We start from the raw sequence: 11,772 nt of genomic DNA, 5'->3' as shown, positions 1-11,772 counted from the left end.
GGCAAGAATCACGTAGTTAGTATCTCAAAATCCTAAAAATTTAACGTTATATAACTCTGTAAGAAAATCATCATCCGATTTCAGGTTAAACTAATTACTAGCGTTTTCTTTTCTGCTGTGCTCTTACCACTGCACAGTTCATCATATTATACAAACTAGATGCGCATAAAATGGCAAGAACGCTGGTCCGGGGATCACAAGCCGGGAGCGGCCCACAGTACCCATTGCCAAACACTTCTTGCGCTTTGATATTAGCAAGCTCGGGGAGAAAAGCTCCTCCCCTCGCAAGGGTACCGTTTGGTGGTGACAGAGGGACGGGGGTCATGTCATCCAGGACGGTGACACGACCCCCGTCCCTCTGTCACCCCTTGATCTTCAGGTATACATTCTTATCAGGTGTGATCGCCGACATCCATCTCATCTTTGCTTCATCCATGCCGTTGTCAACGAACTCTATTTCCCGGTCACCCATCAGGGCATGGCGAATATCATAACAAACACCCAAAACCCTCAAGCTTGCAGTTTCATAGTATATAAACTCACCCTCATCACCTACGACGTTGTGTAATGAATCATATAAGCGTTCAAAATCCATAAAGTCGCCTAAATGGCTACCCCAGCATTTTGTGGAGTGTTTTTAACATAGATCATGATAAACTAACCTTTCTTTAACCTTTAGCAGGTTGTTTTTTTTTACATACATTACGCCTATAGAACTCACAGCAAGACAGCAAGAAACAGGGTATACTTATATAAGCAATATTTAGAACTTTTTGACACCTATTAATTATTAGGATTGACTACGAGAATTTACACCACAAAATGGCTTGATCTTTAACAAGATGGTTCATGGTAGTCGAGATACTCCACAAATTTAAACTATCTTTTACTTGCTTTCAGTAGATATATTCTGCAAATAGAACATTTTCCCTACATGAATGCGAAAAATGACCTTCCCCTTGAAAGGGAATCCCCTCTTTACAGTTATAATAACGGCCGAGATGTTAAGCACCACCTGCGGCCTTCATTTTAAGCTTAATTATCGCCAGCAACCGGTATTTTCCGTTGGAGCATGCTCTTCTTAATTCGATGCTGACAGCATCATTAATTTGCGATTAAATCGCCACACCTGCATCCTCAACATGAATGAGAAGTCTTTCGATTTAGCAAAGACAAAAGCAGTAAAGCAAGCCTGGCCCCGATCATTAAGTAAATTACTCAAGCCTGACCCCATCTATGGTATAATATAAAAAAATGTAAATATCTAGAATGAGGTGATAACAATGAATATCAAAGTAACTGTTATCATTCAAAAAGAAGAAAATTGGTATGTTGCAAGATGTGTTGAAAACAATATAGCATCTCAGGGTAAAACAATTGAGGAGTCAATAAAAAATTTACGTGAAGCATTAGAATTATTTTACGAAGACGTATCTCCTGAAAATAGCAGCATCCCTACTTTCATAACAACAATGGAAGTTGCTTTATAATGGGTTCTAAATATCCAGTGCTGCCGCCTAAAAAAATTATTCAGGTTTTAGAAAAACTCGGTTTTGAAAAAGCAGCACAGAGAGGAAACCATGTGAAATATAAGAAGACCGGGAACCCAACCAGAGTTATCATTCTTCCAATGCATAGTGAAATTGCAAAGGGTACTCTAAAAAGCATTCTCGAACAAGCTGAAATCCCATTGGACGTTTTTTTTAAGCTATTTAAAATAACCCGAACATGATAATCTTTAAATTGCAACACGGCTTTTCATTTTTTAACTCCCTTTTTGAAAAGTCAGGCTGCATCAAAATACAACCCAAACTCTTTAAATTTGTCCTCAATTCCAATACTTTTTATTTCCCTTCGAATTGGTTTTGAAATCTTTTCAGATAATTCCTCCAGGTTGTTTGTTTCTTTTGTAACGTAGGCATCTAGAGTGTAATTGAAAATTTCAGGCAAAAAGTCTTGGAATTTGTAAAATGTTTCATCCCCGTTATTTAAAATGTAAACTCCTGGTTTCTCCGAATCAAAAGAAACCTCTAAACTCAATTCTGTAGCCAATTCGAGGGCTTTTTGCCTATCTAAATTTAAAATCCTTCATTTTGTATAACCCCTTTTATTATTTTCATAAAACTAATTATATGCTATCGCTTTGGATTACACAGTGGTTTCGAACGCAAACCTGTGTTCCCAATAATCTAAGACCCATTGTCGTAAAATATTTTGACCTATCAAACATGCTTTTTACCTCAAATGTCCTTTGAATAATCCAAAAACTATCAGGTAATAGTGACATACGGAAGATATACAGGACGGGGCTAACATAATGGGAGTTACAATCATAAATCCGTTTTAAATACAGACAGGTCGGGGAATATGAGACTGTCCCGCATTAATACTGAGACATATCCGTACCGATCTCGGAGAGGATCGTAATGGCGATGTTGCGATCCTCTCCGGGAATGGTACACAGTAAGGCAATGGCGCTTTCCAAGGGCGCGGCCAATCTATCGATGATTGGTCGAGGTCGGCAATGAGTTGCTCCACAAAATCCAAGTGCTTGCGGACGAGCCATTTAACCAAAACTCCTTCTCTTATTTACTTAAGAAGAAATACAATCTTGGTTAACAGTTCACTTTCCGGCGTTTCCGCGGGATCATTAAGATAAAACTCATAACAGACACCGGTTGGGGTGTACCCATTGGCGGGTATCCACTCCATAATGGAATTATAAGCAGGCTCGATTTGATTGTAGGGCCCGGTATAGAGACAGGATACCTGTTTGCCAGCCGGGATTTCACCGGGTTTAAGTTTATTAGTGCCTGCTACCGGCTGTGCTACCGGTAAGCCACATTCGATATCCAGGTCTTGCATATCCGTATTAAAATAGCCCACATAAGGTGCACCGGAAGGCTGGGCGCCTATTTCACTCAGATAGTTCATAATGGCCTCATAGCCTTTCCCCAATACTTGGGGCAGGTTTTCAAGCGCTGTTCGGGTCCGTATGGATATTGTGGGCTGAGCTTCCTTTTCTTCCACAACAAACTGATATTGCATATTTATGGCCTCCTCATATTATTTTTCTCGATTATACCATGCAAAACATGACAACTATATGACGGGTTTAAGAAGAATATGTTTTATAAATTTCTTTTGCAATTGCCGCTAATCACTACATAGTGTAGGGGCGATTTCTCCATCCCTGTATCCCGCACAACGACTACAGTCCAGCCCACACGGAGCCAGCTTAAGTAAAACCTGTTCGTATTGCATTGGCAAACCTCCTTTTATTAACGACAGAACTTATAAACCACGGTAAAATTATACTCGCCTGCAGAATCATTACATTTGGTTATAATCATTTCCAAAAACCCCAAACATCGAATTTTCTGTGCTAGAGATTAATAAAGAAGAAGTTAAGTTTTAACGTAATTTAATTACTCTGGATTTTTGCTATCATACATGGGATTACTCCGACATAAGTTTCAAAAACATATGGGAAGTTCATTCCAACCATATGCAATCACGGGAGTCGTAAACCCCCGGTACTCACCAATATCCTGGGCGATGACACGACCGCCCAGTTTTTCATAAAAAGGGCGGCTGGGGTTTTCCGCCAGAGCCCAGACCATCATGGTATTCCAGTTTCTCTGTCGAAAAGCCTGACAAACCCTATATACCAGGTAACGCCCAATGCCCTGGCTCTGAAAAGCTGGTGCTACGTGCAGGTTATAGATTTCGCCCGTATACCTTAAGTCTTGACGGTGGTTTTTTCCTGCCATGATAAAAGCCATCATTTCACCGCTTTTGCTCTCCATGACCAATGCCACTGCCTGGTTTTCCTCCCAACGGGCAAAGAAATCTTCGATCTCCGCCTGTTTTTGGGAACAGGAGAGTTCCGCCATCAACTGGCGAGGAAGAAATTTTCCATAACTGTCGCGCCAGGTGGCTACATTAATCGTGGCCATGGCTGGGGCATCTGTTGGTTCGGCCTTTCTTGTTACAATATGCTCACCAGGCAAGGACACGATTTCATTATCATCTGTAAAGCTAGCGTTTAAGGCCTTTTCCATATAAAAGTAGTCCAGCCTTTCGTCGTCGCTCACCTGAATATATCCTTTTTCCCTGGTCCGGTAACCAAGATGCTGATAGAATGCCTGTGAAGACAATGAAGCATCGAGATTTAAATGGTGAAGACCCATCAATAAAGCCTTTTTCTCCAGAGTTTCCATAACCATACGCCCGAAACTTCGGCCCTGAAACGCGGGGGAAATAAAAACCCTGCGTATATTCTGTTCACATATGGTACCGGTACCGACAATCCGTTCATTCAACTCTAGCACCATGGTCTGCCCTTGTCTGGCATCGTCCAGTATATGGCTGCTGGAATGATAATCCTTGAAGTATTGAATAGCTTTGGGCCCATAAACACCTGTATAGGCATCATCTATAGTCTGATAGATGAGCTGGTGCAGTACCTCTGCATCACTATCCATAAAGGGCCTGATTTTCGGAATGTTCATCACTAATCACCCCTTAACCGTCCCGGAGAATCCAGGGAATCAAAGAAACCTCTACCATCCCCGGCTCTTGCAGAAATATAATGGTTATGACTAGGATTTTGAGTAATATTATACATTATACTCTTAATCCAGGGTTATATGATAGGTGGTCCAGACGTTCCATATATTCCTCGCTTTTGTTTTTAATTTGGACTCTAAGGGATAACATCGTAACGTTAATAAAACACATTTTATAAAGGAAGGATAAATCAGAAGGATATGGAATTCCTGGTCAATGATACCGATTATATTCCACTGGATAGTACTTGACCTGGGCTGCGGGCCCGGACTTTATGTTAAGAAATTTGCGGAAACGGGAGCAAAGGTTAAAGGGATTGACCTTTCCCAGCGATCAATCGATTATGCCAACCGATATATTAAAGCCGGGCATGAAAATATTTATTTTACCAGAATGAATTATCTCGATATTGATTATGCGGAGTCCTTTGATATAGCCACGCTCATTTTTTATGATTTCTGTGCGCTGAACAGCACGGAACAAAACCGGCTGCTGGACAAAATTCACCGCTCGCTAAAAAGCAACGGAGTATTTGTATTTGATGTAGTTACGGTAAACAGGGAATCTTCTGAATCAACTAGCATTTCTATACGGGAGAGCGGTTTTTGGAGTCCTGACCCCTATGTTGAAATAATGAACACTTTTATATATGAAAAACCCAGAACAGAGGGAACACAATATACGATTATCGCTGAAGACGGCTCAATTAATATCATCAGACTCTATCACCGACTGTTTGAAATGGCGGAAGTTCAGAAATTACTTAACGATCATCATTTTAAGGTTGAAAATATTTACAATAATTTAAAAGGTGAGCCTCTTACCGAGAATTCGGAAACATATGGAGTTATTGCCCGCAAAGCAAAGAAGCTTTAGAGTCCGGTGCAGGAATGCTCAGCTTACAGGTAATTCAGGAGTTCTGTAATGTCGCTTTAAACTGATTACTAGCGTTTCTTTCGCTGTGCTCTACCACTGCACAGTTCATCATATTATACAAACTAGATGCGCATAAAATGGCAGGGACGCTGGTCCGGGAATCACAAGACGGGAGCGGCCCACAGTACCCATTGCCAAACACTCCTTGCGCTTTGATATAATAAAAAGGCCAACAAAGAACGTTCCTCTGTTTAAGGCAGGTGCTTTTATGGAAACAGTAAAACTGTTAACGATATTAAGTCTGGCTGCTCTCGAATTATGGGCAGCCATTCCGGCTGGCTTTGTCATGAATGCGCATCCTGTAGCAATAGGGGTTGCTACGGCTGTGGGGGCGACCCTGGGGGTGGTTATCATAGTGCTGCTGGGTGATCGCTTTCGCGCCTGGCTGCTGGGTCGCAAGCAGAAGAATCGGGAAGATGACCCTTCGAAAGCCAAAGAAGGCGGTCGGCAGGAAACCATCAAAAAAATCTGGAACCGTTACGGGGTAGCGGGTTTAGGATTGCTGGCTCCGTTAATTACCGGCGCCCCTCTGGGTGCTGCCCTGGGGATCGCGCTGGGGGCTCCGGTTGGCAAGCTGTTGTTTTGGATGACTGTCGGCGTTGTTCTCTGGAGCACGCTGTTAACCACCGTTGGCGCCTTGGGAATCTCGGTTTTCCAATAGCCTTCTCCATAATTGAGCCCGCCTGATTGCTTACTATATTAATATTATTTCTCTACCGCCGATTGGTGCTTTTACCCCAGGGTTCTTTTATATACAATATATGGTATATTATCTTCATCAGTAATAATATTGACATCAATGCGAAACACGTCGGCCAAAAGTGCGGGCGTGCATATTTCTGAAGGCTCACCCTGGGCAACAATAGCACCTTCGCTTAACACAAAAAGATAATCGCAAAAAGAACAGGCGAGATTTAACTCGCGAAAAACTGAAAACACTGTTTTATTCAAGCTCTTAATAACATCCATCAATGCCCATTGATAATGCACATCAAGATGATTGGTCGGCTCGTCAAGAATCAGAATATCCGCTTCCTGGGCAAGTGAACGGGCAATTAAAACCCGTTGTTTTTCTCCACCGGAGAGGGTTGCAAAATATCTGCCGGCATATTCTTCCATGCCGACAAATTTTAACGCGTTTAACGCGATTTGCTTATCATCGGCCGTATCGCTTTCAAAAAATCTTCTATACGGAGAGCGTCCCATCAAAACCATTTCAAGAATAGTATAATCAAAATCAGAGGTGTTCTCCTGCCGCATAACTGTAATCTGACGGGCGCTATCACGATAGGAGAATTTTTCTAATTCAGTACCGTTAATAAAAATCGTCTTTTTCTCAAGGGGCAAAGCTCTGTAAATATGCTTTAAGAGAGTTGTTTTTCCGCTCATTGCCTTTATTGCCATTAGAGCTGAAACGTACGCGTTATTAATACGGCAGGAACTAAAAAGATCAGGGTCATGACCCCAATGAAGAGAAGGTCTTCAGTCACAAGTTTCATATCACATAACATCGGCCGGATGACCATAAATATTATCAGCGCAATAAACAGCAGAGATCCGTGAAAATATGAAACACAGCCTGCCGTGAAACCTGCCGCCGTCTTTTTGAATAAAAGTATGCCGCTAATGATCCAAAAAGGACATATAACTGCGTCGGCAATGTTGACCCCGATTTCCGGCAAAGATAAAATTGAATTTCCGCTCACTGCTGTAATAATATTTATAAGTGCCCGTGCAATAAAAAGAACCCCCATGAGGATGAGTATCGCGCCGTAAATTCCAGGGCGGCGGATAATGGGCGCGACCGGGAAAAGCGCCTGATAATCAAGTGATGTAAGCATCAATATGATTGCGGCTGCACCAAGCAATACGATAGTTGCATTCACAATAATGCTATATACATTTCTGACAGCAAACAGATAAGCTATTTCATTGTAAAGAACAAACAGCAGTGAGCCCGTCCAGCCGATAAGGCCAATCTTTATGGAACACAGAGCCAGAATAACAGAAAAAATCAATGCCGGTACTCCTATAAACAGGTTAATGTAATCATTGGGAAGAAAAGCGTTGTAAAGCTCAGGCGTCGGATATATTATACCACTCCATCTCAGATTAATGGCCGAATTCCCGGCAAACAAAAGACAGATATCAACCGTTAATAACAAGATCAGCATAGAGTTTTTTCCATACACTTCACCGAATATTCCGTGTAAACCCATAAATACCCATCCCCTCCTTACATCTGCCTCAAATCACCTTGCGCATAATTTTAAATCCACTTTTGCATTTTAACATAATATCATAAATATGGGAAGTATTATGAGGTTGACAGAGGGACGGGGGTCATGTCATCCAGGATGGTGACATGACCCCCGTCCCTCTGTCACTTTGACATTTTTATCATATAATTCTATTTTCGACAGTTAAAAAATAATAAAGAGAAGAAACCCGCTTAAACACTGGGTTATCTTCTCTTTTTGAATTGCAAATGTTGTATGGAATCCATTGCGTCATGTAAAAAAAATCAATTCTATAGAATTATTGAATGATAGGCCTATCGTTCCGTTAAATCAATTGTCCAGTATTCAAGCAGTAAATTCCAGTATTAATGGATCCTTTCATTTTTTAGGATTAGCCAATGAGATCTGGTGGTATAATCAGAATAATGGCAATATCTCTTTATGTCTTCCAACTCTGTCTGCTCCTCACGGTGGAGATGGAAATGCTCGTTATGAAGCAGGGTATCAATGGTTTCCAAATACAGTAAGTGTTTATTTTGCTGATCGGGTATTTCAGGGTGTCTCATCTGTTGATTTAAGTTATAGATATGATCAACAGACACTTGATAATTTACAATTAGATTCTAATGAAGCGTTAGAGATGGAAGTAGTGTTCTATAATTATAACGATGGGCATTCATTTTTTGACGAAACAAAAGACATTGTTGGCTGGTTTACCAATCAGCCTAACGCTTACTTAGATACAAGATTATTTGACAATGATCAGGAAGCTTCCTATTGTGTTGGTGTGGAAGATGCCAATGATTTAATCGCGAATAAAAGTTATTATTGGCAGATTAGAAAATGGGGGTTAGCACGATCGGGTTCAGAATATGACGGCCGTTTCAAGGTTCTTGCTCAACGAAGCTATGCAGTGTTTCCAATGGGAGCTCCTTATTCAATTTTCGCTGAAGAACACGATCCTATACGTAAATTAGGTGTGCCTGTTGGTGATAACTGGGTTGATGTCAGCGCTTACGATTTGGATGAATGGACTTTCGATTCGGCAAGTGATCCTGTTCAGTAGTATGATGTGCAATCTACACGACGAGGAAAAGGAATGCGAATTTTATGAATAAAAAAGGATCCACTAAAAAATTAAAGACATTTTTTATCATTACTGGCAGCGTATTCGCTGTGGTATTGGCGATCGGTTTTTTTCATAGTGAATTTCCGCGAGGGAAAGAAGAAGTGATTTATATTACTCAACTTAAGGATGGTAATGTTTTGGCAATGGGCATAAGAAGAAAAAAAATACACCGCGTAGAAGCAAAACTAGGTCGAGGTACATATGATATCATCATGAGTCCAACCGAGCTGGTAACTATTGAAGGGAGGCATAAAAATTTAGATGCTTCTTTCGGTGATCGAATTGAATTTCAATGGCGGGGAGAAATACAGGAAAGGCAGACTCTTTATTTCCGGGGAGAAATCACACAGGTTTTAGAACCGGCAACCAGTACGTCCTGGCCCGCGACAGTAGATTTTCCTGAGAATTATCCTCCTTCTCCGGAACGATTTGATCCTACTATTGTGATTGTGGATGGGAGAGTCATACATGATGGAAAAGATGTTTTCACATTTACACGAACCCGGCTGAGATCGTTGCGAATCTTCGAATACGATAAACAGCACGGGGATTCTCCTCGCATTACAGATGTTATTGGTGACGGAGAGAATTATTGGGTTGCAGTAGATGAAACACGGCAAAGTAAGAATGAGAACAGCGTCATGATAGGAGTCTATTCGAATTTTCTTATACTGGAAGAAGAAGATGAAATGGCGGTTGTGGTAACGGACAGAGAAGAGCTCGGCTTAGAAGATCTTGAAAAGGAAACGAGTGATACAAAGGTATTGTTTAGGGCTGCTTATGATTTTTCAAAGCGAGAAGAGACAAACTAGAAGAGACAAGTCACGGAGGTATATCCTGACGCTTACTTCAAAAACAGACATGCAGAAAGCGCAAAGCCTTTAAAGCTTTGCGCTTCATATTGGTGTACCCGGCGGTGTGTCCTGAAACGAAAGGACGGCGAAAGGAGGAAAGATAGTCCAGACGTATTGGCATGAGAAGGGTCGAGAGAGAGGTAAACTAGAAGGCAAAATAGAGACAGCTAAGGCGGCATTGAAAAAGGGATTGCCGGCAGACCTAGTTGCTGAAATCACCGGCCTTACCCAAGAAGCTGTTCTGAAGCTGAAAAACGAGCAGAATTAGAGATCCGGCATACAGCAACCTGTTCTTTTTGTCTATTATTGTCGAGCGAATTATTGGTGTCTTTTTTAAAAGGCACTTGAAATAAAGGAAGAGCGATCTCAGCATCGGGATTGAAGTCCCGCATACCTATGCCGATGCCCAAAATCTAACCTGGAGCTACAATAACGCCGGGCATTAGTAACCTGGTATATGTTTCCTATGCTTTTTTAGATCAATGGGACACTGATGAATACGCGGTCTATGTGGGTGTAAATGTTGATCCAAGTACGCCAACGGACCGTACAGCATGAGCGCCTATCTTTCGACCGACCCTACTGTCTACGCAGACTTCACGTTCGTGGTTACGGATACTGGAGTCGGCGCACCTGTAAATAATATAGCCATCGAGTACTATGATCAGGCATATGCTCCTGCTAATTTCATTGCCGGAGGCTCGCTGGCTTCTGTTCTGGCCAATGGGTATTACCCGCCCCTCGGCTTTCCGGATCGTTCGTACCGACTGTGATGGACGCGGTCGCAGCCTCGCAAAGTCCCATTATTCAAAAATATAACACGGAGAGCTATATTGCTGCGCCGATGTTGTATGACATTACGACTCTAGGCGATCCGGGAGTGGTCTACCCGAACGCAAGCAGCCCGGGCTATTGGTACTACGGCGTGTATAAGCCGGACGGAAACGGCGGCTACACCCTTGATAACCCCTTCGGCAACCCGCTTCCCAAGGTTGAGGGGCCGTTCGACTATGATCTTGAGGATGGGGATCTGGTCATCTTGCCGGTACAGGCATTTATCTTCATTACTTTCCTAAGTATCTCAGTCTTAGCCCTAACAAGTATTCGTAGAGATTCGGTTACACGATGGAACAGATATGAAAGAACGATGCCGATCAAACAAAAGACAATCGTTCTAAGTAAGTATATATCGTATATTTTATGGGTACTAGTTGCAACTGTAATTGCAGTAATTTTCACCCATATGCTTGTTGCCGTAAAAGGACACCAATACTTTGATTTTGGGATGCGTGATATTTTAACTATTTTCTTTGTATCAGTTGCGTTTTCCCTTTCTATTTGTTCATTCTTCTATTTGGGACTATATTTAATTGGATATCAAAAATGCGATATTCTCATAATGATTAGCGCAATCCTTTCAGTCTGTTTTACTGCAATAATGATAGTTATCCTCAATTCAGCAGATATTACTATTGAAACCGGCAGGATAATCATTTTAGGTGTATCTGTTGTGTTCTTATTGTTATCATATGAGAAAATTTCATTCTAAAAAACTCATTGAAATCAAGGTTTTGAAGGCCTAAAATAAAGGCTTCACCCCAACTTTTGCCGAATTATAAGGTAAATCAAACCAAATAAAACAAAAGTGGAAAGGGATGAAGCTACCTTGTATATTCGACAACAGTGCCTGATTTCCTTCGAAGATGCATTAAAAATGCAACCTGAAACTAGACTGGAAAAGATTTTTAGCACCCTTGATTTGAATCTAATAATATCCAGGCTACCCAGAAAACATAATGGACCTCGAGGATACAATGCCAAATACAAACTAAGAGCATTAATAGCTGCAAAGATAGAGCAAATACCGACAATGGCTGCATTGGTCAGAAGACTAAAAAATGACCCTGTATTTCGATACATATGTGGATTTGGCGTAATTGCAAGCGTACCAAGTGAAGCAACTATGAGCAGATTTTTAAGAGAACTAACAGAAACAGGTAATTCTTAAAGAACTGTTTAATTCGCTTGTAAAATAAAGCCG

16 protein-coding genes are annotated in these 11,772 nt (G+C 41.4%); 9 read left to right on the top strand and 7 right to left on the bottom strand.

The features are described 5' to 3' along the window. Positions 1-361: 361 nt before the first annotated feature. The gene (locus tag SSCH_RS15395; protein WP_198142544.1) at positions 362-595 is read right to left on the bottom strand and encodes a DUF6904 family protein; all 234 of its coding nucleotides are present in this window, start codon (positions 593-595) and stop codon (positions 362-364) included. Positions 596-1,283: 688 nt separating this feature from the next. Between SSCH_RS15395 and SSCH_RS15390 the strand changes: the two genes are divergently transcribed. Continuing rightward, on the top strand, positions 1,284-1,490 hold the full coding sequence (locus tag SSCH_RS15390) for a type II toxin-antitoxin system HicB family antitoxin (RefSeq protein ID WP_044666253.1): 207 nt from the start codon (positions 1,284-1,286) through the stop codon (positions 1,488-1,490). Beyond that, the gene (locus tag SSCH_RS15385) at positions 1,490-1,732 is read left to right on the top strand and encodes a type II toxin-antitoxin system HicA family toxin (protein ID WP_044666252.1); all 243 of its coding nucleotides are present in this window, start codon (positions 1,490-1,492) and stop codon (positions 1,730-1,732) included. Before SSCH_RS15390 ends, SSCH_RS15385 begins: the two co-directional genes overlap by 1 nt. A gap of 53 nt (positions 1,733-1,785) precedes the next feature. On the opposite strand, the gene SSCH_RS15380 is transcribed toward SSCH_RS15385, so the two are convergent. The 3 genes from SSCH_RS15380 to SSCH_RS15370 all read right to left on the bottom strand — a co-directional run bounded on the left by SSCH_RS15380 (position 1,786) and on the right by SSCH_RS15370 (position 4,514). Continuing rightward, positions 1,786-2,040 carry a hypothetical protein gene (locus SSCH_RS15380; RefSeq protein ID WP_198142543.1) on the bottom strand — a complete coding sequence of 85 codons (255 nt, stop codon included), beginning with the start codon at positions 2,038-2,040 and terminating at the stop codon, positions 1,786-1,788. A gap of 549 nt (positions 2,041-2,589) precedes the next feature. Next, complete coding sequence (locus SSCH_RS15375) at positions 2,590-3,048, bottom strand: GyrI-like domain-containing protein (protein WP_044666250.1); 459 nt, start codon at positions 3,046-3,048, stop codon at positions 2,590-2,592. A 428-nt stretch (positions 3,049-3,476) separates the two neighbouring features. After that, the gene (locus SSCH_RS15370; RefSeq protein WP_044666249.1) at positions 3,477-4,514 is read right to left on the bottom strand and encodes a GNAT family N-acetyltransferase; all 1,038 of its coding nucleotides are present in this window, start codon (positions 4,512-4,514) and stop codon (positions 3,477-3,479) included. Positions 4,515-4,788: 274 nt separating this feature from the next. Between SSCH_RS15370 and SSCH_RS15365 the strand changes: the two genes are divergently transcribed. Next, a complete protein-coding gene (locus SSCH_RS15365) occupies positions 4,789-5,448 on the top strand; it encodes a class I SAM-dependent methyltransferase (protein ID WP_052835739.1) in 660 nt (219 codons plus the stop codon). Between the two features lie 268 nt (positions 5,449-5,716). After that, positions 5,717-6,169, top strand: coding sequence for a small multi-drug export protein (locus tag SSCH_RS15360; protein WP_044666248.1), 453 nt, complete (start codon positions 5,717-5,719; stop codon positions 6,167-6,169). Positions 6,170-6,240: 71 nt separating this feature from the next. Here SSCH_RS15360 and SSCH_RS15355 read toward each other — a convergent pair whose 3' ends face one another. Continuing rightward, positions 6,241-6,912, bottom strand: coding sequence for an ABC transporter ATP-binding protein (locus SSCH_RS15355; RefSeq protein WP_084711243.1), 672 nt, complete (start codon positions 6,910-6,912; stop codon positions 6,241-6,243). Next, entirely contained in the window at positions 6,912-7,727 is an 816-nt protein-coding gene (locus tag SSCH_RS15350; RefSeq protein WP_044666247.1) for a hypothetical protein, read from the bottom strand. The genes SSCH_RS15355 and SSCH_RS15350 overlap by 1 nt, the downstream gene beginning before the upstream one ends. A 286-nt stretch (positions 7,728-8,013) precedes the next feature. Here SSCH_RS15350 and SSCH_RS15345 point away from each other — a divergent pair, with 286 nt between their 5' ends. Together SSCH_RS15345 and SSCH_RS15340 are read left to right on the top strand one after the other, a co-directional pair. Continuing rightward, the gene (locus tag SSCH_RS15345) at positions 8,014-8,814 is read left to right on the top strand and encodes a hypothetical protein (protein WP_156972360.1); all 801 of its coding nucleotides are present in this window, start codon (positions 8,014-8,016) and stop codon (positions 8,812-8,814) included. Between the two features lie 44 nt (positions 8,815-8,858). After that, positions 8,859-9,689 (top strand): hypothetical protein, encoded by an 831-nt coding sequence (locus SSCH_RS15340; RefSeq protein ID WP_044666245.1) that lies wholly within the window; start codon positions 8,859-8,861, stop codon positions 9,687-9,689. Positions 9,690-9,955: 266 nt separating this feature from the next. On the opposite strand, the gene SSCH_RS18530 is transcribed toward SSCH_RS15340, so the two are convergent. After that, positions 9,956-10,141: a hypothetical protein gene (locus SSCH_RS18530; protein WP_156972359.1), complete on the bottom strand. Its 186-nt coding sequence runs from the start codon at positions 10,139-10,141 to the stop codon at positions 9,956-9,958. Positions 10,142-10,336: 195 nt separating this feature from the next. On the opposite strand from SSCH_RS18530, the gene SSCH_RS15335 reads away from it, so the two are divergent. The 3 genes from SSCH_RS15335 (at position 10,337) to SSCH_RS15325 (ending at position 11,739) form a co-directional block, all read left to right on the top strand. Then, positions 10,337-10,504 carry a hypothetical protein gene (locus SSCH_RS15335; protein ID WP_156972358.1) on the top strand — a complete coding sequence of 56 codons (168 nt, stop codon included), beginning with the start codon at positions 10,337-10,339 and terminating at the stop codon, positions 10,502-10,504. A gap of 71 nt (positions 10,505-10,575) precedes the next feature. Further along, positions 10,576-11,280 carry an ABC-2 transporter permease gene (locus SSCH_RS15330; RefSeq protein WP_198142541.1) on the top strand — a complete coding sequence of 235 codons (705 nt, stop codon included), beginning with the start codon at positions 10,576-10,578 and terminating at the stop codon, positions 11,278-11,280. A 117-nt stretch (positions 11,281-11,397) separates the two neighbouring features. Next, positions 11,398-11,739, top strand: a complete 342-nt coding sequence (locus SSCH_RS15325) for a transposase (RefSeq protein ID WP_044666242.1) — start codon at positions 11,398-11,400, stop codon at positions 11,737-11,739. The last annotated feature ends 33 nt before the right edge of the window (positions 11,740-11,772 follow it).

The organism is Syntrophaceticus schinkii (genome assembly GCF_000946815.1).
In the GTDB taxonomy this organism is placed as follows: domain Bacteria; phylum Bacillota; class DSM-12270; order Thermacetogeniales; family Thermacetogeniaceae; genus Syntrophaceticus; species Syntrophaceticus schinkii.
This window is presented reverse-complemented; position numbering and strand designations above follow the sequence as displayed.